This is a genomic window from Enterococcus sp. DIV0170 (assembly GCF_051710765.1).
GTDB classification, from domain to species: domain Bacteria; phylum Bacillota; class Bacilli; order Lactobacillales; family Enterococcaceae; genus Enterococcus_A; species Enterococcus_A raffinosus.
Genome location: NZ_JBIOLG010000001.1, coordinates 2,082,740 through 2,105,542, shown reverse-complemented (window position 1 = coordinate 2,105,542; position 22,803 = coordinate 2,082,740). Strand labels below are relative to the sequence as shown.

20 protein-coding genes are annotated in these 22,803 nt (G+C 37.6%); 18 read left to right on the top strand and 2 right to left on the bottom strand.

Annotated features, from left to right (window positions below):
• Nucleotides 1–5: 5 nt before the first annotated feature.
• The gene (locus IGI50_RS10205) at nt 6–173 is read right to left on the bottom strand and encodes a DUF3042 family protein (RefSeq protein WP_010746048.1); all 168 of its coding nucleotides are present in this window, start codon (nt 171–173) and stop codon (nt 6–8) included.
• A gap of 204 nt (nt 174–377) precedes the next feature.
• Here IGI50_RS10205 and galE point away from each other — a divergent pair, with 204 nt between their 5' ends.
• The 10 genes from galE to argS all read left to right on the top strand — a co-directional run bounded on the left by galE (nt 378) and on the right by argS (nt 10,893).
• A complete protein-coding gene (gene galE, locus IGI50_RS10200) occupies nt 378–1,367 on the top strand; it encodes a UDP-glucose 4-epimerase GalE (protein ID WP_438776880.1) in 990 nt (329 codons plus the stop codon).
• Between the two features lie 11 nt (nt 1,368–1,378).
• Nucleotides 1,379–2,860: a UDP-glucose--hexose-1-phosphate uridylyltransferase gene (gene galT, locus IGI50_RS10195; protein ID WP_438776878.1), complete on the top strand. Its 1,482-nt coding sequence runs from the start codon at nt 1,379–1,381 to the stop codon at nt 2,858–2,860.
• Nucleotides 2,861–2,872: 12 nt separating this feature from the next.
• On the top strand, nt 2,873–3,862 hold the full coding sequence (locus IGI50_RS10190) for a LacI family DNA-binding transcriptional regulator (RefSeq protein WP_438776877.1): 990 nt from the start codon (nt 2,873–2,875) through the stop codon (nt 3,860–3,862).
• A gap of 125 nt (nt 3,863–3,987) precedes the next feature.
• Entirely contained in the window at nt 3,988–4,695 is a 708-nt protein-coding gene (gene tsaB, locus IGI50_RS10185; RefSeq protein WP_438776876.1) for a tRNA (adenosine(37)-N6)-threonylcarbamoyltransferase complex dimerization subunit type 1 TsaB, read from the top strand.
• Nucleotides 4,679–5,227, top strand: coding sequence for a ribosomal protein S18-alanine N-acetyltransferase (rimI, locus tag IGI50_RS10180; RefSeq protein WP_218255961.1), 549 nt, complete (start codon nt 4,679–4,681; stop codon nt 5,225–5,227). Before tsaB ends, rimI (IGI50_RS10180) begins: the two co-directional genes overlap by 17 nt.
• Nucleotides 5,228–5,653, top strand: a complete 426-nt coding sequence (rimI, locus tag IGI50_RS10175; RefSeq protein WP_218255959.1) for a ribosomal protein S18-alanine N-acetyltransferase — start codon at nt 5,228–5,230, stop codon at nt 5,651–5,653.
• Nucleotides 5,646–6,668, top strand: a complete 1,023-nt coding sequence (gene tsaD, locus IGI50_RS10170; protein ID WP_438776875.1) for a tRNA (adenosine(37)-N6)-threonylcarbamoyltransferase complex transferase subunit TsaD — start codon at nt 5,646–5,648, stop codon at nt 6,666–6,668. The genes rimI (IGI50_RS10175) and tsaD overlap by 8 nt, the downstream gene beginning before the upstream one ends.
• 399 nt (nt 6,669–7,067) lie before the next feature.
• The gene (gene tnpA, locus IGI50_RS10165) at nt 7,068–7,550 is read left to right on the top strand and encodes an IS200/IS605 family transposase (RefSeq protein WP_174520530.1); all 483 of its coding nucleotides are present in this window, start codon (nt 7,068–7,070) and stop codon (nt 7,548–7,550) included.
• Between the two features lie 352 nt (nt 7,551–7,902).
• A complete protein-coding gene (argF, locus tag IGI50_RS10160) occupies nt 7,903–8,916 on the top strand; it encodes an ornithine carbamoyltransferase (RefSeq protein ID WP_438776874.1) in 1,014 nt (337 codons plus the stop codon).
• Nucleotides 8,917–9,201: 285 nt separating this feature from the next.
• The gene (argS, locus tag IGI50_RS10155; protein WP_438776873.1) at nt 9,202–10,893 is read left to right on the top strand and encodes an arginine--tRNA ligase; all 1,692 of its coding nucleotides are present in this window, start codon (nt 9,202–9,204) and stop codon (nt 10,891–10,893) included.
• Between the two features lie 71 nt (nt 10,894–10,964).
• Here the strand turns inward: argS and IGI50_RS10150 are convergent, their stop codons facing one another.
• Nucleotides 10,965–11,444: an arginine repressor gene (locus IGI50_RS10150; RefSeq protein WP_218255952.1), complete on the bottom strand. Its 480-nt coding sequence runs from the start codon at nt 11,442–11,444 to the stop codon at nt 10,965–10,967.
• Between the two features lie 393 nt (nt 11,445–11,837).
• Between IGI50_RS10150 and rpsB the strand changes: the two genes are divergently transcribed.
• The 8 genes from rpsB (at nt 11,838) to IGI50_RS10110 (ending at nt 22,677) form a co-directional block, all read left to right on the top strand.
• Nucleotides 11,838–12,635, top strand: coding sequence for a 30S ribosomal protein S2 (gene rpsB, locus IGI50_RS10145; protein WP_010746059.1), 798 nt, complete (start codon nt 11,838–11,840; stop codon nt 12,633–12,635).
• 78 nt (nt 12,636–12,713) lie between these two features.
• The gene (tsf, locus tag IGI50_RS10140) at nt 12,714–13,598 is read left to right on the top strand and encodes a translation elongation factor Ts (protein WP_010746060.1); all 885 of its coding nucleotides are present in this window, start codon (nt 12,714–12,716) and stop codon (nt 13,596–13,598) included.
• Between the two features lie 128 nt (nt 13,599–13,726).
• Complete coding sequence (pyrH, locus tag IGI50_RS10135; RefSeq protein ID WP_010746061.1) at nt 13,727–14,449, top strand: UMP kinase; 723 nt, start codon at nt 13,727–13,729, stop codon at nt 14,447–14,449.
• Nucleotide 14,450: 1 nt separating this feature from the next.
• Nucleotides 14,451–15,008 (top strand): ribosome recycling factor, encoded by a 558-nt coding sequence (gene frr / locus IGI50_RS10130; protein ID WP_010746062.1) that lies wholly within the window; start codon nt 14,451–14,453, stop codon nt 15,006–15,008.
• A gap of 190 nt (nt 15,009–15,198) precedes the next feature.
• Nucleotides 15,199–15,999: an isoprenyl transferase gene (locus tag IGI50_RS10125; RefSeq protein WP_218255950.1), complete on the top strand. Its 801-nt coding sequence runs from the start codon at nt 15,199–15,201 to the stop codon at nt 15,997–15,999.
• Nucleotides 15,996–16,790 (top strand): phosphatidate cytidylyltransferase, encoded by a 795-nt coding sequence (locus IGI50_RS10120; RefSeq protein ID WP_218255948.1) that lies wholly within the window; start codon nt 15,996–15,998, stop codon nt 16,788–16,790. The genes IGI50_RS10125 and IGI50_RS10120 overlap by 4 nt, the downstream gene beginning before the upstream one ends.
• Before the next feature lie 175 nt (nt 16,791–16,965).
• Nucleotides 16,966–18,234 (top strand): RIP metalloprotease RseP, encoded by a 1,269-nt coding sequence (gene rseP / locus IGI50_RS10115; protein ID WP_438776872.1) that lies wholly within the window; start codon nt 16,966–16,968, stop codon nt 18,232–18,234.
• A gap of 117 nt (nt 18,235–18,351) precedes the next feature.
• Entirely contained in the window at nt 18,352–22,677 is a 4,326-nt protein-coding gene (locus IGI50_RS10110) for a PolC-type DNA polymerase III (RefSeq protein WP_438777587.1), read from the top strand.
• Nucleotides 22,678–22,803 lie beyond the last annotated feature (126 nt).

Sequence of the window (22,803 nt, the reverse complement as noted above, 5' to 3'; positions counted from 1 at the left end):
CTTTTTTATCGAGCAATTCTTTTTCTACGAGCTTTTTTACGATTTTCATCAATTTTTGATTCTTTTTCCTCGATTGGATCGATAACCTTCTTTTTAACACCCATCACTACGCTAGCAACTACTGCAGCTGCAGCTAAAGTACCAGTAACGAATCCTGAAGCAAATTTACGCATCTGTCATCACTCCTTTCTAAACTATAAGAAACATATTTCTTATCGAAAAATGCTAACCATGTATCATTAATTTTCCTATACACCTATTATGAAGCAAAATACGTAAAATGAAAAGTTTAACGAATGGAAAAGAAGGTTGCATTTATTTAGTAAACAAACTATAATTTGTTTACTAAATAAATTGAAGAGACAGGAGTAGATTGAATGGCAATTTTAGTATTAGGTGGAGCAGGCTATATTGGGTCTCATACAGTCGACAAATTAATTACTCAAAAATATGATGTTGTAGTTGTGGATAATTTGTTGACGGGTCATCGTAAAGCAGTTCATCCAGATGCAAGATTTTATGAAGGGGATTGTCGTGACAAAGCATTTATGAAGGATGTCTTTACGAAAGAGTCAATTGAAGGTGTCGTTCATTTTGCGGCTAGTTCGTTAGTTGGTGAATCGGTGGAAAAACCGTTAAAATATTTCAATAACAATGTAGTCGGTATGGAAAGCCTATTAGAAGTTATGGAGGAATTTGGTGTTAAAAATATTGTCTTTTCTTCAACTGCAGCAACTTATGGCGAACCAGGTGTTTCACCCATCACAGAAGAAGTGGCTACCAATCCTACTAACCCTTATGGCGAAAGTAAATTAATGATGGAGAAAATGATGAGATGGTGTGATAATGCTTATGGCATGCGCTATGTAGCATTACGCTATTTCAATGTTGCTGGTGCGAAGGTTGACGCAAGTATCGGAGAGGATCACGATCCCGAGACACATTTAGTACCAATTATTTTACAGGTGGCATTAGGACAAAGAGATCATTTGACAATTTTTGGTGATGATTATGATACTCCAGATGGCACTTGTATTCGTGACTATGTTCAAGTTGAAGATCTGGCGGCTGCACATATTCTGGCATTAGAATATTTGAAAGCCGGGAATCCGAGCAACTTCTTCAATCTTGGTTCAAATAACGGCTATTCAGTGAAAGAAATGCTGAATGCAGCGCGTGAAGTTACAGGCAAAGAAATTTCGGCAGAAATTGGACCGCGTCGTGCTGGGGACCCAAGTCGTTTAGTAGCTTCTAGTGAAAAAGTGAAAGAGACTTTAGGTTGGAAACCAGAATACACAGATATAAAAGCAATTATAGAAACTGCGTGGAACTGGCATGTTGGCCATCCACATGGATATGAGGAGTAGGAGGAAAAAAAGTGTCGATCAGTCAAATCGCCAGAGATTTCATTACGTTAGCTATCCAATCAGGTGGCTGGATGGAAATGGATCGTTTGTATTTAGAAAATCGTGTTATTGCGATGATTGGTGAAAATTCATTAGAGAAAGCTGAGATTCGTAGAGTTTCAAACAGTGCCGTAGAGTTAGTTGATCAGCTTTTGATTCAGGCAGAAAAAAATAAAGTAATTACAAGTCTGCAAGCTGAAAAAGAAATTTTAGAGGCTCAGCTGATGGATCTAATGACACCTCCACCATCTGTAGTTAATGCTTATTTTGCTCAGTACTATTCCAAAGATCCTATTCAGGCAACAGATTATTTCTATAAGTTAAGTAAAGAAAACGACTATATTAAAACACGAGAAATTGCCCAAAATATTATCTTTCCTGCAGAAACTGAATATGGGGAATTAGAGATTACAATCAACCTTTCTAAACCTGAGAAAGATCCAAAACAAATTGCAGCAGAACGTCAAGCGGTGAAGGTAGATTATCCTGAATGTATGTTATGCATGGAAAATGAAGGCTATAAAGGACGATTAAATTATCCAGCACGAGCGAATCATCGAATTATTCGAATGAATCTTGATGGGGAAAGTTGGGGTTTTCAGTATTCGCCTTATGCCTATTATGACGAGCATTGCATAATTTTATCTGAAGAGCACCGCCCGATGAAAATCACAAAAGCGACTTTTCAAAGGTTATTAAAAATTACGGAAGTTCTACCGCATTATTTTGTTGGATCGAACGCAGATCTGCCAATAGTTGGTGGTTCTATTCTATCTCACGACCACTATCAAGGCGGTCGACATACATTTCCGATGGCGACTGCTGAAGTAGAAAGAACTTTTCAATTAAATGACTTTTCAAATATTAAGGCGGGAATTGTAAAATGGCCTCTATCTGTGATTCGCTTACAAGGGGAAAATCAAAACGATTTGATTGAAGCGTCAACTATGATTTTGGAAAAATGGCAGTCCTATTCAGACGAATCGTTACAAATTGTTGCTCACACAGAAGATGGCATCCCACATCATACGATTACTCCTATTGCTCGTCGCAAGGAAAATCTTTTTGAGATAGATCTTGTTTTACGAGACAACAATGTTTCGGAAGAGTTTCCCGATGGAATTTTTCATCCACATCCAGATGTACAACATATCAAAAAAGAAAATATTGGCTTAATCGAGGTAATGGGGTTGGCTGTTTTACCGCCACGCTTAGAAACAGAGCTTAAGGAAGTTGAAAATTATCTATTAGAAAAAGAGAATAATATAGCTGATTATCATATTGTATGGGCGGATCAATTAAAAGCGGACAATCAAATTACCCGTGAGAATGTAACACAGGTCGTACAAAAAGCAGTAGGGGCTGTTTTTGCTCGTGTTTTGGAAGATGCGGGAGTATTTAAGCGTGATGTTGAAGGACAAGAAGGTTTTATGCGTTTTATCAAAACGTTGTAGAAAGGGGCAGCGATGGCAACTATTCGCGATATTGCTAAATTAGCAGGTGTTTCTCCTGCCACCGTTTCTCGTGTATTGAATTACGATCAAGAATTATCTGTTGCTCATGAGACAAAACAGCGCATTTTTGAAGTGGCAGAGGAACTAAATTATACTAAACATAAACGAACCAATAAAATTGGTAAAGCTGTGATTCGGCTTGTTCAATGGTACGATGATGCAGAAGAATTAGCAGATTTATATTATTTGTCGATTCGTCTAGGGATAGAAAAAAAGGCGGAAGAGTTAAATATCCAAATTCGTCGTGAAGGTTTAGATGAATTGTCAGATAACCAAGTGAATGGAACAATTGCTTTAGGTAAGTTTGATGCTGAACAGATTCGTCGGTTAAAGCAAATTGATGAGAACCTGCTTTTTGTCGATTTTGATGGGATGAGTATGGGATTAAATTCTTTAGTAGTCGATTTTGATCAAAGTATGAATCTTGTAATTGATTATTTTATCCAGCATGGGCATAAAAAAATTGGAATCCTTTCAGGGGAAGAAAAAACGAAGCATAATCTTCAGCCGATAGAAGATCCACGGTTAGTTGCATTCAAACTAAAGATGGAGCAAATCAATCTCTATCGACCAGAGTTTGCTTTATCGTCAGCTTTTTCTATGGAAGCCGGAAAAATTGCAATGGAAAATTTTTTGACGAAAATGAATGATCGACCAAGTGCTTTGTTCGCGTCAAGTGATGCTTTAGCCGTGGGAGCGATGCAAGCAATTCAAACGGCTGGTTTGCGAATTCCAGAAGATATAGAAGTGATTGGGTTCAATGATGTTAGTGTAGCTAAATATGTATCACCCGCATTATCAACGATCAAGGTAGAAACTGAGTGGATGGGGGAATTAGCGGTATCAACGATTTTAGATTTGGCAAAAGAGTTCTCTCCAGTACCAAGGAAAATTATGTTGGCAACTAAGTTGGTTCAACGAGAATCCACCAAAAAGTTTTAAGCAGCGAATTTCGCTGCTTTTTTCTGTAAAAATTTTAGAAAATCAGAAAGTTTAAACAGTTAGTAGGAAGGAAATATAGTTTGTGTTAAAATATGGCTATCTTAAATGCGAGGAAATGACGTTTTATGAAATTATTAGCGATAGATACATCCAATCAAACTTTAGCAGTGGCTGTTTTAGAGGACAATAATGTTTTGGCTCATTTTCAGTTGAACCGAAAAATGAATCATAGTTTAACTTTAATGCCAGCAATTGAAACTGTGATGGAGGCGGCTGGTTTGAAGCCTACTGATCTGGATCGAATCGTCGTTGCGAAGGGTCCAGGCTCGTATACAGGTATTCGGATTGCAGTAACGACCGCAAAGACGTTAGCAGAAACATTGAAAATTGAGTTAGCAACGGTTTCTAGTTTGGCTGTTATTGCAGGAAATACTCGTATAAATAAGTTGATTGTTCCATTGATGGATGCACGGCGTAACAATGTATATGCGGGGGTTTATCGTTGGGAAAACAAACAGCTTGTGAATGTAATAGCTGATCAGCACATACCACTAGCTGATTTATTGAATAAAATCAAAGAACCAGCATTATTTATCGGAGAGACTAGCAAGTTTAAAGATCAAATAGAATCAATTTTAACAAACGCAGACGTATCAGAAGAAGATGAAGTAAATCTGCCTAATGGAATAATCCTAGGTAAATTAGGTTTCTTAGCGCAGCCAGTTGAAAATGTCCATGGGTTAGTACCCGCGTATTTAAAACGGGTGGAGGCAGAAGAAAAGTGGCTGGAGACACACCAACCAGAGGACGAGAATTATGTTGAAAAAATTTAGTGGTTTAGTAAAGACCATTTTATATGGGAAACAATATCCTTTCAATGCGAAATATGTAAAACTAAGGGATGAAGAGTATCTACTAAGAAAAATAGCTGATCAAGATATTAAAGAACTGATTGCGCTTGAACGTGATGTCTATTTTGGCGAGACTCCATGGACAAAAAGCGCCTTTCTTTCTGAGATTCATTCGCCGATTCCTCATTTGTATATTTGTATCGTAACTAAAAAAGAGGAAATTGCTGGATTTATTGGGAGTCGTTTGATAGGAAACGATACACATATTACGAATATTGCAGTCGGAACGACTTTTCAAAATCGTGGGATGGGTAAGCTATTGATTGACGAAGTAGAAAAATTCGCTATAATGAACGATTGTGAAACTCTCTCTTTGGAGGTTCGACTTAGTAATACAGATGCGCAGCGGTTGTACCGAAGGCTGGGATTCTCAGCACGGAATATTCGTAAAAATTATTATACTGAAAATAATGAAGACGCGCTAGACATGATTAAACGTTTGGAAGTGAACTAATTGGAGCAGCTATCTACAAAATTTTGGGAAATAAGTCAAACTGCTTATGCACATGGCTCACCTTGGACAGCTGAACAATTTGCTAGTGACATAAAACAAGCTCATAGTCATTACTTCACTGAAGGAACAGAGATTATTGCTTTTTTGGGATTTCATCAAGTCTGTGATGAAATTGAAATCACAAATATTGCAGTACAATCAAAAGGACAAGGTCATGGAAAAAGACTATTGAAGCGATTGATTAAGCATGCTAAGTCACAGAAAATAGTAAGTATTTTTTTGGAAGTACGTGTTTCGAATCAAGAGGCGCGTCTTTTTTATGAAAAATTTGGGTTCCAAGAAATGACCACGCGAAAAAATTACTATCAGCACCCTCAAGAAGATGCTGTACTGATGTCTTTGAAAGTAGGAAATATAGATGAATGAATCAGAACTTATTTTAGCAATTGAAAGTAGCTGTGACGAAACAAGTGTTGCAGTGATTGAGAACGGCGAAAGAATTCTATCTAATATTGTTGCTTCGCAAATAAAAAGTCACAAACGATTTGGTGGAGTTGTTCCTGAAGTTGCCAGCCGTCACCATGTTGAACAAATCACATTGTGCATTGAAGAAGCCTTGGAGGAAGCAAATGTGACTTCTAAAGAATTAAGTGCTGTTGCGGTAACTTATGGTCCAGGACTTGTTGGCGCATTATTAATTGGCTTAAGTGCTGCGAAGGCTTTTGCTTGGGCAAACGAGTTACCTTTATTGCCAATTAATCATATGGCAGGACATATTTATGCGGCACGTTTAGTTAAACCTTTAGAATTTCCTTTAATGGCCTTACTAGTTAGTGGTGGCCATACAGAATTAGTCTACATGGTTGAAGATGGCTCTTTTGAAATTATTGGTGAAACAAGAGATGACGCTGCTGGTGAAGCTTATGATAAAGTTGGTCGCGTTCTAGGCTTAAGCTATCCTAGCGGAAAAGAAATCGATGAACTGGCTCATCAAGGTGAAGATACCTATGACTTTCCACGTGCGATGATTAAGGAAGATAATTTTGATTTTAGTTTTAGTGGCTTAAAGAGTGCTTTTATCAATTTAACTCATAACGCTGAACAACGAGGAGAACAATTAAATAAAATGAATTTAGCTGCAAGTTTTCAAGCAAGCGTTGTTGATGTACTAGTTACGAAGACAATCAAAGCTTGTAAAACTTATCCAGTTAAGCAATTAATTGTTGCTGGGGGAGTAGCAGCTAATCGAGGATTGCGAGAAAAGATGACAGCAATGATTGAAGCAGAATTGACTGAAGTTAATTTAATTGTTCCGCCTTTACGTTTATGTGGTGATAATGCGGCGATGATTGGGGCTGCTGCTCATGTTGAATTGCAAAAGAATCATTTTGCAGATATGAGTTTGAATGCCAATCCGAGTTTAGCTTTTCAGCATATCTAACTCCTTGCGATAAAAAGGTGGAGAAAGAAGCATAGGATAAAATTTCAAAATAATAATAGACTCTGAAACAGATGAAAAAAATTTGTAGCAGATACCTATTTTTAAAATGTATGGAATTATTGGTTAGAGGAATGACTACAAAAAAGTTACCTTAAAGAATCGACAGGAAAAAAATTTTAAGATATTAAATATTTTAGTATATTTGTGATCCAAGAAAGAAGAAGTAATACTTAAGCAGCCAAATATTGGCTGCTTTTTCTTATGGGCCTAGATGCCCAGTTTCGGACGAACTTTGTCCGAAACAAGTAAACTACCCGCTATGCGGGTAGAGACAAGTGGTTTTACCACCAAAAATACCATTCCTTTACAATAAGAGTGTTCAGGCTCAAAAAGAAAGGAATGGTATTTTTGGCAAACAAAGCAAATAGCTTAGCGCATACAAAATGGATGTGTAAGTATCACATTGTTTTCACTCCAAAGTTTAGACGAAAAGTTATCTACAATCAAGTGAGAAAAGACTTGATAGAAATCTTTCAGCGGTTGTGTAAATACAAAAAAATAGAAATCATAGAAGGACATATGATGCCCGATCATGTGCATCTGTTGGTAAGCATCCCACCCAAAATCAGCGTATCAAGTTTCATGGGTTATTTGAAAGGAAAAAGTGCCTTGATGATCTTCGAGAAACATGCAAATTTGAGGTATAAATATGGAAATCGAAAATTTTGGGCAGAAGGTTATTATGTAAGTACGGTGGGATTGAATGAAAAAACAATCGCAAAGTATATTCGAGAGCAGGAGCAACACGACCAAGCAGTTGATAAATTAAGCGTAAGAGAATATGAAGATCCGTTTTCAGATAGGAAGTATCGAAAAAAATAAACCAGTTTAACTGGTCGTGAAAGTGACAAAGACACTGAGCCTGAACAAGGTGAAGGGTAACGTCTTGAGGCGTAGTCATAGCAACAAGGGGTTTCACCCGCAGAGCAAACCACCCGTTTTCACGGGTGGTCCTGATTTAAATAGTATATTTTTTTCTATGAAGACGTTGTGTGTTAAATCCCGATTTAAAAACTGATTAAGCATCCAAAGAAAAAAATACGGCAAGCTTAAAGACAATTTTTGTAAATGAATACAAATAACGGTTGATACTTTCATTTTATTCAGTTATCATGAATAAAAATGAATTATTATCTCTAGTATAGAATTAATATTCAAAAATGGAGGGGTTATCATGACTAATATTTTTCAAGAAAAGAGTTTTTTAAAAGAAATTGATTTTACTAAAGAGGAGTTGCTTTATCTAATTGATTTTGCTGCGCATCTAAAAGCATTAAAACAAAAAAACATTCCGCATAAATATTTAGCGGGGAAAAATATCGCGTTACTTTTTGAAAAAACTTCTACTCGTACTCGCGCTGCGTTTACTACTGCAACGATTGATTTAGGCGCTCATCCAGAATATTTAGGAAAAAATGATATTCAATTAGGGAAAAAAGAATCGGTAGAAGATACAGCAAAAGTTCTAGGAAGTATGTTCGATGGGATCGAGTATCGCGGATTTTCTCAAAAGGCTGTCGAGGACTTGTCAAAATACTCCGGTGTACCTGTTTGGAATGGTTTAACGGATAAATGGCATCCTACTCAAATGTTGGCGGATTTTTTGACTATTAAGGAGCATTTTGGAAAACTAGAAGGCTTGACCTTAGCTTATGTTGGTGATGGTCGAAATAATGTGGCGAATTCTTTATTGATTACCAGTGCTATTTTAGGTGTTAATATTTCAATCGTGACACCTAAAAGCCTATTTCCTGAATCAGACTTAATTGTCATGGCTGAAAAATATGCGGAAGCTTCACAGTCTAAAGTTTTTATCACTGATGATATTGATCAAGGCGTGGCTCAGGCGGATATTATATATACCGATGTTTGGGTGTCCATGGGTGAGGAGTCAGCTTTCAAAGAACGGATAGATTTATTATTGCCCTATCAAGTCAATCAAGAGTTGATGTTAAAAACGAAAAAGGCGGAAACGATTTTCTTACATTGCTTACCAGCCTTTCATGATCTTGAAACAGAAGTTGCAGAAGAAATTAAAGAGAAGTACGGGTTAGTTGAAATGGAAGTGACTGACGAAGTCTTTCGCAGTGAGAGGGCTTTGCAGTTTCAACAAGCTGAAAACCGCATGCATACCATTAAAGCTGTAATGGCTGCGACACTAGGCAACCTATTTATCCCTAAAGTATAAAAAATATATTTCTTGACTAGTCAGATGGTGATTTTTCTGTTACTATAAATGCCAGATAAATCATTCATCGATGAAAAAGAGAAGTCTATAGTCTGTTTTGCAGCGAGTTCGGGCAGGTGAGAGCCGAATAAACAAAAATAGATGGCGCACTTTTGAGATGAAACGGCAGCTACCGTTATAGCCTAAGTTGGTCGTTTATGACAATAAGAGTGGTACCGCGGGAATTCTCGTCTCTGATGTATTTATACATCAGGGACTTTTTTGTATTATAAGGGAGGAATTTGGATGAATAATAAAGAAATCGTCGCACAAGCTGTATTTGAAGTAGTTAAGGAAAATCTGACGCTACCAGAAGTGGAACGTTTGCTAGAAAATCCCAAATCAGTTGATCATGGGGATGTTGCTTTTCCGACATTCGCTTTAGCAAAAGTTTTTCGTAAAGCACCACAACAAATTGCGGGTGAGCTAGCGGAACAAATCAATCCAGAAGCATTTGAGAAGATCGAAGTGGTGGGGCCTTACTTGAACTTTTTCATGAAGAAAGAAATTATTTCGAGTATGGTTTTAAAACAAATCGCTAAAGAGAAAAATCATTTCGGTGATAGCAATATTGGTAACGAGGGCAATGTAACAATTGATATGTCTTCTCCAAATATTGCAAAACCTATCTCAATGGGACATCTACGTTCAACAGTCATTGGTAATTCTATCAGTTTGATTTTAAGTAAGATTGGCTATAATCCAATAAAAATTAACCACTTAGGCGACTGGGGTACTCAATTTGGTAAATTAATCGTGGCTTATAAAAAATGGGGTTCAGAAGAGAAAGTTAAAGCAGAACCAATCAATGAGCTTTTACGTTTGTATGTGGAGTTTCATGAAAAGGCTGAAGAAGAGCCCGAACTTAATGATGAGGCCCGGGCGTGGTTTAAAAAATTAGAAGAGAATGACGATGAAGCCTTAGAATTATGGAGATGGTTCCGTAGTGAGTCCCTAAAAGAGTTTAATAAAATTTATGGCATGCTGGAAGTAAATTTTGACTCCTATAATGGAGAAGCATTCTATAATGACAAAATGGATGAAGTCGTAACAATGTTAGAGGAAAAACATTTATTGCAAACGAATGAAGGGGCAGAAATTGTCGACCTTGAAAAGTATGACTTAAATCCTGCACTGATCAAAAAATCTGATGGGGCAACTTTGTATATCACACGTGATTTAGCTGCAGCACTTTACAGAAAACGTGAATATAATTTTGTTAAGTCACTTTATGTTGTAGGAAATGAACAAAGCGGACACTTCAAACAATTAAAAGCTGTTCTGAAAGAAATGGACTTCGATTGGTCTGAAGATATGATTCACATTCCATTTGGATTAATCACAAAAGACGGGAAAAAATTGTCTACACGTAAAGGGAAAATTGTTCTCTTAGAAGAAGTCCTAAATGAAGCTAAAGACTCAGCACTTTCGCAGATTCAGGAAAAAAATCCTGATTTACCAAATAAAGAAGAAGTTGCACACCAAGTAGGTGTTGGTGCAGTAGTCTTCCATGATTTAAAAAATGATCGTTTGAACAATTTTGATTTCAATTTGGAGGAAGTTGTTAGATTTGAAGGCGAAACCGGCCCTTATGTTCAATACACTCACGCGCGAGCAATGACTGTTTTGGAGAAAGCGGGATATAATGTTGACTCTGAAGAAGTATATGCGTTAAACGATGCGGATAGCTGGGAGATCATCAAATTACTGCAAAATTATCCTGAAGTAGTGATGCAAGCGGCAAATCAATATGAGCCATCTGTAATTGCTAAGCATGCAATTAAATTGGCGCAAGCATTTAACAAGTATTATGCACATACGAAAATTTTAGTGGATGATGATCAAAAAGATGCTCGGCTAGCATTAGTTTACGCAGTAACCGTAATATTGAAAGAAGATTTACGTTTATTGGGTGTTCATGCACCAAATAAAATGTAAAAAAACGGAGAAATTTTGAACCGACCTTCAAAGTTAAGGTGAAAATCTAACTTTTGAAGGTCGGAATTTTTTTATTTAAAAATTGAACTTTGTGTTGGGTCCTGTAAAAACGTAGTGACTTTTTGAGCATCCCCAGGTGTTCTTGAAATAATAATAATCGTATCAAAGCTTGCCATTGTTGCTACGATTAGTTCACTCGATAGATCATCCAGAACGGAAGCTAATAAATGTGCATTGTCGGGCAAAGTATTGACGATCGTCATAAATTGAACGGTATCAACTTTGACTATCACATCGTTTGACATACGGATTAATCGTTTGATGTCATCATCCTCTGTAGGCGTTTTACGTTCTTGAAACAATTCAAAACGCGGATTGCCGGATTCATCAATCGTTTTTATAATTTTTAAATCTCGAATATCTCTCGAAATCGTTGCTTGAGTAGCAGAGACTTGGTACTCTGATAAGTACTCCATTAATTCTCCTTGATTTCTAATTGGGTTTTCCAAGATAAGCTTCTTGATTAATTCGTGTCGATCTTTTTTTCGCATAAAAAAACTCCTTATTCTTATGTGCTGAACCAAACATATTTCACACGTATAAAGAATTGATCAGATTGGTTACATAGTATATAACTATAAATGACGACTTCTTTGTTCAACTCACGTTTGAGTAGTGTAAAAAGTTAAAATGATAATTATGCATTTAGTATAGCAGAAAAAGTTTTTTTAACCAGTACTCTATATAAATATTAATGTATCAAAAAGTGAAATAAAAAAGATTGATTTATTAAAAAAACTCTTGTATAATTACTAATTGTGTGTAGGCGACTATACATAAAAAATCCACATTCTGGCTTGATTTATAAGGCGGTGCTGCTTGTCAGTTCCTTATAAAGAAGAGAGCAGAAGAGGAAAACAAAAAACCAATTGGAGGAAACACAAATGTCAGTATTGTCTATGAAACAATTACTAGAAGCCGGCGTACATTTTGGTCACCAAACTCGTCGCTGGAACCCAAAAATGAAGAAATATATCTTCACAGAAAGAAATGGAATCTACATCATTGACTTGCAAAAAACAGTCAAATTAGTAGATGCAGCTTACGATTATATGAAAGATGTTGCTGAAGATGGTGGCGTTGCATTGTTCGTAGGAACTAAAAAACAAGCTCAAGAAGCAATCAAAGAAGAAGCAGTACGTGCTGGTCAATACTACGTAAACCATCGTTGGTTAGGTGGAACTTTGACTAACTGGGATACAATCCAAAAACGTATCGCTCGTTTGAAACAAATCAATGCTATGGAACAAGATGGTACTTTCGAAGTATTACCTAAAAAAGAAGTAGTTGGTTTGAATAAAGAACGTGAACGTTTGGAAAAATTCTTAGGCGGAATCGCTGATATGCCTCGCATTCCAGATGTAATGTATATCGTTGATCCACGTAAAGAACGTATCGCTGTTCAAGAAGCTCAAAAATTAAACATTCCTATCGTGGCTATGGTAGACACAAACTGCGATCCAGATGAAATCGACGTAGTTATCCCTTCAAATGATGATGCTATTCGTGCCGTGAAGTTAATTACTGCAAAAATGGCTGATGCGTTTATCGAAGGAAACCAAGGGGAAGATCAAGTAGCTGAAGAAGACTTCGTAGCTGAAGATGGCGGACAAGCAACTTCAATCGAAGAAATCGTTGATGTAGTAGAAGGCGACAATGCTTCTACTGAATCAGCTGAATAATTTAGTAGCATACGCTGCTTCAAAGTAAATATTTTCCTTTGAAGCAGCTTTTTTAGAAAAACTAAGGAGGCCCTTAAAATGGCAGACGTAACAGCTAAAATGGTAAAAGAACTACGCGACATGACTGGCGTAGGGATGATGGATGCGAAACGTGCATTAGTAGAAGTAGAAGGCGACATTGAAAAAGCTGTTGATCTTTTACGCGAAAAAGGTATGGCTAAAGCAGCTAAGAAAAATGATCGTATTGCCGCTGAAGGTTTAGCTTCAGTTGCAATCCATGGAAATACTGCTGCAATTGTAGAAGTAAACTCAGAAACAGACTTCGTTTCTAAAAATGAAATGTTCCAAGACTTGGTGAAAGAAATTGCGGCCTTAGTTGCTGAACATAAACCAGCTGATATGGAAGCTGCGATGAAATTAACGAACGCTAAAGGTGAAACTTTAGAAGCGGCATTAATTGAAGCTACACAAGTTATTGGTGAAAGAATCAACTTCCGTCGTTTTGAAGTTGTTGAAAAAGAAGACAATGCAGCATTTGGCGGATACCTTCACATGGGCGGACGTATTGCTGTTTTAGCTCTGTTGAACGGTACTACTGACGAATCAGTTGCTAAAGATGTTGCAATGCACGTTGCGGCAATCAACCCTCGTTATGTTAACGAAAGCCAAATTCCTGAATCAGAATTAGAGCATGAAAAAGCAGTTCTAACTGAACAAGCATTAAACGAAGGCAAACCAGCTAACATTGTTGAAAAAATGGTGATTGGTCGTTTAAATAAATTTAAAGCTGAAATCGCTTTGGTGGATCAACCATTCGTTAAAGATCCTGATATGACTGTTGAGAAGTATGTATCTTCTAAAGGCGCTACAGTTGCAAGCTTCGTTCGTTTCGAAGTAGGCGAAGGTATCGAAAAACGTGAAGATAACTTTGTTGAAGAAGTTATGAGCCAAATTAAAAAATAATTCTGTTTTTTAACAGTCGGGAACGCACGTGAGATGTGCGCTCCCTTTTTTTAAGCAAATTCAAATTTGGCTCGCTTCAAAGACAGAGTATGCTAAAATATCAATAGAGTGACAGTGGAGGTATTGAGATGAATGAACCAAAGTATAAACGTGTAGTATTGAAACTCAGTGGAGAAGCCCTAGCTGGCGACGAAAAATTCGGTATTAATCCACCTGTGATCTCAGAGATCGTGGAAGAAATTAAAGAAGTTCATGATTTAGGAATCGAAATGGCAATAATTGTTGGCGGTGGAAATATTTGGCGTGGACAAATCGGTGCTCAAATGGGCATGGAACGCGCACAAGCAGATTATATGGGGATGTTGGCAACGGTGATGAATGCGTTAGCCTTACAAGATGCATTAGAAAATATTGATGTACCGACGCGCGTTCAAACATCAATCGAAATGCGTCAAATCGCTGAACCATACATTCGTCGCAAAGCAGAACGTCACCTCGAAAAAGGACGAATCGTTATTTTTGCAGGTGGAACGGGAAATCCTTACTTCTCAACGGATACAACGGCGGCTTTAAGAGCAGCGGAAGTAAATGCAGACGTGATTTTGATGGCTAAAAACAACGTCGATGGTGTTTATTCGGCAGATCCAAAACTTGATGAAAATGCTGTGAAGTATGAAGAATTGACTCATTTAGATGTAATCGCTAAGGGATTGCAAGTCATGGATTCAACTGCAAGCTCATTAAGTATGGACAATGATATTCCACTTGTTGTCTTTAATTTAAATGAACCAGGAAATATTAAACGTGTCGTACTCGGTGAAAACATCGGAACAACTGTAAGGGGGAAATAAAATGGCAGATGCAGTAATGAACGAAGCAAAAGACAAAATGAAAAAGGCACAGGAAGCTCTACAACGCCAATTAGGGCAAATTCGTGCTGGTCGTGCAAATGCGAGTTTACTTGATCGCATTGTGGTAGATTACTATGGAGTACCTACACCCGTTAACCAAATGGCTTCAATCACTATTCCTGAAGCACGTGTGTTAATGGTTACACCGTTTGATAAAAATATGATTAATGATGTAGAAAAAGCAATTTTAGCAAGCGATATTGGATTAAACCCAGCAAATGACGGAAACGTTATTCGATTGGTCATTCCTCAATTAACTGAAGAACGTCGTAAAGAATTGGCTAAAGAAGTAAAGAAAGAATCAGAAGGCGCAAAAATTGCTGTACGTAACATTCGTCGCGATGCGATGGACGATTACAAGAAACAACAAAAAAATGGCGATTTGACAGAAGATGATCTACGTAACATGGAAAAGGACATCCAAACGTTAACCGATGAAAATATCAAGGCCATTGATTCAATTGTTTCTGAGAAAGAAAAAGAATTATTAGAGGTTTAAGTTAATCAAAGCCTGGAGAAATTTCTCTAGGTTTTTTTGTTGTGTTTATCCTTCAATTCAACTGAAAAATCATTGAAAAAGCCTAAAGGTATTCATTTTTCATAGGAATAAGCTCATTTTATTGTTATAATGGCAGATGACTTTCTAGAAGTATTTTTAATTTGTTATCTTAAATAAAGGAGGGAAAAACATGGTATTGCGATTTTTTCCACAAAAAGAAAAATATACACCAGAGGATGCGCAATTCGTCTTCGATCCTGAAGGTTCTGTACCTAAGCATGTTGCGATTATTATGGATGGAAATGGACGCTGGGCGCAAAATCGTCGTTTACCAAGAATCGCCGGACACAAAGAAGGCATGGAGACAGTCAAAAAAATCACGAAACATGCAAATCGTTTAGGAATAAAAGTATTAACGCTATATGCGTTCTCAACTGAAAACTGGAAGCGTCCAGAGGATGAAGTCAAATTTTTAATGCAGCTGCCAGTTGATTTTTTTGATACTTTTGTACCAGAGTTGATTGAAGAAAATGTGCAAGTTCATGTTATGGGATACGAAGAGTATTTGCCTGCACATACGCAAGATGCGGTAAAACGTGCAATCGAGCAAACATCAAAAAACGATGGACTTGTTTTGAATTTCGCATTAAATTATGGGAGCCGGGCTGAGATTATTACTGCCATCAAACAAATGGCTCAAGAGGTTAAAGAGGATGAGCTTTCAATCGAAGAGATCAATGATGACATTGTCGGTGATCACTTGATGACAGGATTTCTACCAAAAGAACTGAGAGATCCTGAGCTAGTTGTTCGGACTAGCGGCGAAGAACGAATTAGCAATTTTTTACTTTGGCAGTTAGCCTATAGTGAGCTTTATTTTACAAAAGCCTTATGGCCAGATTTTGATGGTGATCATTTAGAAGCAGCTATTGCTTCTTTCCAACAGAGAAATCGGAGATTCGGCGGTTTGAATAAGGAGGATAAAAAATGAGACAGCGAGTTATTACCGCTGTTGTTGCTTTAGCGATTTTTATTCCGATTCTTTATGTCGGTGGAATTGCAGTGGAGCTAGCGGCAGCAGTATTAGCAGGAATTGGTGTATATGAGTTGTTCCGTATGAAGGGACTTGCGATTTTAAGTTTTGAAGGCGTCCTATCCATTCTAGGTGCGGTATTTTTAGTCTTACCAGCAGAACGTTGGATGCCTTTTTTAAGCGGAAATAATAGTAATTTTCTATTATTCTATTTGACAGTTATGATCATTTTAGGATTCTCGGTTGTATCCAAGAACACCTACACTATTGATGAAGCAGGTTTTCCTGTTGTTGCTAGTTTATATGTTGGTGTTGGATTCCAAAATTTAGTAACAGCACGAGCAGATGGACTGGCGATCTTACTTTTTGCCTTCTTTATTGTATGGGCCACAGATATTGGTGCTTATATGGTAGGGCGACAAGTCGGAAAACATAAATTATGGCCAGACATCTCACCAAACAAGACGATTGAAGGAGCGCTGGGCGGTATCGCCAGTGCGATAGTAGTTGCAGTTGTCTTTATTTTGGTTCAACCTAATGTGTTTCAACATAATTTAGTGACGATGGTTATTTTCATAATCATCTTCTCAGTTGTCGGTCAATTTGGGGATTTGGTAGAATCAGCAATTAAGCGCCATTATGGTGTGAAGGATTCAGGAAAAATTTTACCAGGACATGGTGGTATTCTTGATCGCTTCGATAGTATGTTGTTTGTTTTTCCAATGATGCATTTATTAGGCGTTTTTTAAAAGAGCATAATAGCTCTTTTTTTTTCGGAGATAAGAGAGAGAAACACTCCAAAGGAAAGATTGAATTTATATAGGAGACTTTTTTAAATTTTCTATGAAATGATCGGTAAAGGAATATATTCTTTCGAGACTATGATAAACTGTTTCTAAGAAACTAATTGAAGGTAGGAAAATTATGCGTACGATTATTACGTTTTTAATTGTATTTGGGGTTCTTGTAATCGTTCATGAGTTTGGACATTTTTTCTTTGCAAAACGTGCAGGGATTTTGGTTCGTGAATTTTCGATTGGCATGGGACCTAAACTAATTGCTCATATGGGAAAAGATGGAACTACTTATACTTTGCGATTATTGCCGATTGGCGGGTATGTACGAATGGCAGGATTAGAAGATGAAGAAACAGAACTGAGCCCAGGAATGCCATTATCTGTGGAATTAACTTCTAAAAATGAGGTTCATCGAATCAATACCAGTAAGAAAATTCAGTTACCAAATAGTATTCCAATGGAGTTGATTTCGGCCGACTTAGTGGATGAGCTTGTTATCAAAGGATACGTGAATGGTGATGAAAGTCAAGAGACGACTTATAAGGTTCAGCATAATGCGACTGTGATTGAAGAGAGTGGAACAGAAGTCCGAATTGCCCCGCGGGATGTTCAGTTTCAATCTGCCAAGTTGGGTTCAAGAATCTTGACAAATTTTGCTGGTCCGATGAATAATTTTATATTAACGGTTCTATTGTTTATTGCTTTAGCATTTCTGCAAGGTGGAGTAGCAAATTACGATACTAATCAAATTGGGACTGTGCAAGCTGGTAGTCCAGCAGCGGCTGCTGGTCTTAAAGATCATGATACAATTCTTTCAGTAGATGGAAAAAAGATTTCCACTTGGGATGATCTAACCAATACAATTACTAAGAAACCCGGAAAAGAATTAACTATCATAGCAGAACATGATGGCAAAGAAAAAACAATGCAAATGATACCAAAGAGTGTGAAGAGTAATGGTGAAAAAGTAGGACAAATTGGTGTAACACCTTACATGAAGACAGGCTTTGGGGATAAAGTGATTGGTGGTTTAACTCAATCATGGGATATGGTTAAAAGAATTTTCGGTGCCTTAGGGTCACTATTTACTGGGTTTAGTTTAGACAAGCTGGGTGGACCGGTGATGATGTATCAAATGTCAGCCGAAGCATCGCGTGCAGGAGTTAAAACAGTCACCTACTTAATGGCGTTATTATCCGTTAATTTGGGTATTGTTAATTTGCTTCCTATTCCGGCTTTTGATGGTGGTAAAATATTGCTGAATTTTATTGAGGGTGTTCGTGGAAAACCACTTGATCCAGACAAAGAAGGTATGATTACCATGATTGGATTTGGATTTATCATGCTTTTGATGATATTGGTTACATGGAATGATATTCAGCGTTTCTTCTTTTAAAATGAAAGGATCGAAATTTTTTCGATCCTTTTTCTAATGCAATCATAAAAAAAAACAGGTATACTGGAACATACTTGAAAAAGTGAAGGAGATGTCATTTTGTCTAAAAATCGTGAAATGTTCGAAAATTTACTACGACAAATTGAATTGGCCGAGAAAGAGCAGCAACACCCAATGATTCAAGAATCTGAGATCAAGGAAGTTGTTGTTCATGAGAAATCGCGAGTTTGGGAATTTTTTATTCAAACACCGAAAATATTACCGGCAAAATTATTTTATGCATTTCATCAAAAGCTACAACTTGCCTTTCAATCTATTGCAAAGGTGAAATTACATATCATCCCAGAAGAGAATCAATTTGAAGAAGAGCTTCTTCAAAATTATTGGCAATTGGCATTGAGTGAACAAGAATGTGATACACCTTTGGTCAAACAAGTCTTAAGTAAGCCGTTACCAATAATCCAAGGTAAACGTATTGTCTTATTGATTGACAACGAGACGGTTATTCCATTTCTGAAGCAACAGTATCTTCCTCTTATTGAAGAAAACCTGGTTTCATACGGTTTTCCACACTTGAGGATTGATCCAGAAGTGGACAAAGCGCAAGCAGATAAAAAATTGCAGGAATTCGAAGTTCGCAAGCAAGCGCAAGCCCAAGCAATGCAAGAACAAGCTGCAGCAAGTTTAGCGCAGTATGAATCGAAGAAAAAAGAGCAAAAAGAAAATGCTGCTCATTTTGACGGACCTATTCAAATGGGACGAAATATTCCAGCAGATGAATCCATTACACCTATGGGAAATATAATTGAAGAAGAACGCAGAATTACTATTGAGGGCTTTATTTTCGATAAAGAAGTTCGGGAGTTGCGATCAAAACGGAAAATTTTGATTTTGAAAATGACCGATTATACATCTTCCTTCGTCGTGAAGAAATTCTCCAATGGAGAAAAGGATGAGGCCATTTTTGAAGCGATAGCAAATAATAGTTGGATTCGTGTCCGAGGGAGCGTCCAAGAGGATACCTTCATGCGTGATCTTGTTATGAATGCGCAAGATATTCAAGAAGTCAAACATCCAGAACGTCAAGATACAGCAACAGAGAAGCGTTCAGAACTACACTTGCATACTAATATGAGCACGATGGATGCAATAAACAGTGCTAGCGAACTAGTCGCACAAGCAGGGAAATGGGGCCATAAAGCGATTGCTATTACAGATCATGGTGGCGCGCAGTCGTTTCCTGATGCCCATGCGGCCGGTAAAAAAGCTGGTGTAAAAATTCTTTATGGGGTTGAAGCAAATGTCGTTTCTGATGGTGTTCCGATTGCCTACAACGATGCTCACGAATCGTTAACGGATGCTACTTATGTTGTTTTTGACGTGGAAACAACAGGGCTATCAGCTGTCTATGATACGATTATTGAGTTGGCAGCAGTTAAGATGCATAAAGGAAATGTGATTGATACTTTTGAGGAATTCATTGATCCAGGACATCCACTGTCAGAAACAACAATTAATTTAACTGGAATTACCGATGAAATGGTTCGCGGCTCAAAACCAGAAAAAGAAGTCATGGAATTATTCGAAACATTCTGTGAAGGGTCGATTTTGGTGGCCCATAACGCAACGTTCGATATTGGATTCATTAATACAACGTATGTTCGTCACGGAATGCCAGAAACACCAAATCCAGTGATTGATACTTTGGAACTGGCTCGTTTCTTGTATCCAGAATTTAAGCGGTTTGGTTTAGGTGTCTTAACGAAAAAATTTGGTGTTAATTTAGAGCAACATCACCGGGCGGTTTATGATGCAGAAGCGACAGGACACTTAGCATGGATTTTTGTTAAGGAAGCAATCGAAAAGCATGAAATGAATTATCATGATCAGTTGAACGATCATGTCGGTGAAGGAGACTCATATAAAAGAGCACGCCCATTTCACGCTACGATTTTAGCAAAAAACCAGGCAGGTCTGAAAGATTTATTTAAACTAATCTCGATGTCAAATGTAGAGTATTTCGAACGAGTTCCTCGAATCCCTCGTTCCCAGTTGAATAAGCTACGGGAAAATCTTTTAATAGGTTCTGCTTGTTCTCAAGGAGAAATCTTTGAAGCGATGATGCAAAAGGGTGTTGAGGAAGCGAAAAATCGCGCAGCCTTTTATGATTATATTGAAGTAATGCCAAAAGCTGTCTATGCGCCACTAATTGAACAGGAACTAGTGAAGAATGAGTCTGATTTAGAGGACATTTTGCGAAACTTAATTAAAATCGGAAAAGATTTGAATAAAACGGTGGTTGCTACTGGGGATGTTCATTATTTGAATAAAGAAGATGCAATTTATCGTAAGATTCTGATTAGTTCAATGGGTGGTGCAAACCCATTGAACCGTCATAGTTTGCCAGATGTACATTTTCGGACAACAGATGAAATGCTACAGGCTTTTAGCTTCTTAGGACCTGAGTTGGCTAAAGAGATTGTTGTTGATAGCCCTAATACAATCGTGGATAGCTGCGAAGAGATTATTCCAGTGAAAGACGATTTATACACGCCGAAAATTCCAGGTTCTGAAGAAGAAATCAAAAAATTAAGTTACGATCGTGCACGAGAATTGTATGGTGACCCTTTACCAGATATTATCGAAAAACGTTTAGAAAAAGAATTGACTTCCATTATCGGAAATGGTTTTTCAGTGATCTACCTAATTTCTCAAAAACTAGTGCATAAAAGTAATGCTGATGGCTATTTAGTTGGTTCACGTGGTTCTGTAGGATCAAGTTTTGTTGCTACTATGACCGGGATCACTGAGGTTAATCCATTGCCACCACATTATTATTGTCCTGAGTGTCAGTACTCAGAATTCTTTGAAGATGGCTCTTATGGTTCTGGTTTTGATTTGCCAGAAAAAGCTTGTCCAAAATGTGGTACACGTTTGAATAAAGATGGTCATGATATTCCGTTTGAGACTTTCTTGGGTTTCCATGGAGACAAGGTACCAGATATTGATTTGAACTTTTCTGGTGATTATCAAGCAGAAGCACATAATTATACTAAGGTACTATTTGGTGAGGATTATGTTTATCGAGCAGGGACGATTGGTACGGTCGCTGATAAAACAGCGTATGGATTTGTTAAAGGATATGAGCGAGACCACAATTTGCATTTTCGTAATGCAGAAGTGGATCGATTAGCTAAAGGTGCGACGGGAGTTAAGCGGACCACCGGACAGCATCCTGGAGGCATCATTGTTATCCCTGATTACATGGATGTTTATGATTTTACTCCGATTCAATATCCAGCTGATGATCAAAACTCTGAGTGGAAAACGACACACTTCGATTTCCATTCAATTCATGATAATGTGTTAAAGCTCGATATCCTTGGTCATGATGACCCAACAGTGATTCGGATGTTGCAAGAATTATCGGGAGTCGATCCCAAAACGATTCCAACAGATGATCCAGAGGTAATGAAGATCTTTGCAGGGCCTCAAGTATTAGGCGTAGAGCCAGATCAGATATATTCTAAAACAGGGACATTAGGAATCCCTGAATTTGGTACACGTTTTGTTCGAGGGATGTTAGAAGAAACTGGCCCAACGACGTTTGCTGAGTTACTTCAAATTTCCGGTTTATCCCATGGTACCGATGTGTGGTTAGGAAATGCAGAAGAGTTGATTAGTCGCGGAGAAGCCAATTTGGCTGAAGTAATTGGTTGTCGAGATGATATCATGGTTTACTTAATCCACGCTGGATTGGATAGTGGAATGGCTTTCAAAATTATGGAGACAGTTCGTAAAGGGCAATGGAACAAAATTGACGATGACTTACGTGAAACCTATTTAACCGCGATGAAAGAAAACAATGTTCCCGATTGGTATATTGATTCTTGTTCTAAAATTAAGTATATGTTTCCTAAAGCCCATGCGGCAGCTTATGTGTTGATGGCGTTGCGAGTAGCTTACTTTAAGGTTTATTTTCCTATCCTGTATTACTGTGCGTATTTTTCGGTGCGTGCCGATGATTTTGATTTAGTAGCAATGGCTAAAGGGAAAGATGCTGTGAAAGCAGCTATGAAGGCTATTACAGATAAGGGAATGGACGCTTCAACAAAAGAGAAAAATCAGTTAACGGTATTAGAGTTGTGTAATGAAATGCTAGAGCGTGACTTCCATTTTGGAATGATTGATTTATATAAATCAGATGCTCAAGATTTTGTCATTGACGGAGATACGCTAATCGCTCCTTTCCGTGCAGTTCCTGGACTTGGTTTGAACGTAGCGAAACAAATTGTTGAAGCACGAAAAGACGGAATCTTTTTGTCGAAGGAAGATTTAGCTTCTCGAGGAAAGGTATCTAAGACATTGATTGAATATATGGATACTCACGGTGTCCTAAAAGACTTACCAGATGAAAACCAACTTTCACTTTTTGATATGTAAAGAAAAAGATAAATTCAACCTAAAAATGAAAGGAACTCCTATTATGAAAATGATAAGGTTGAATTTTCAATAGATTTGTGCTACTATGACAATGTAATCATAGATTGATGGTGAGTGAGCGGATTT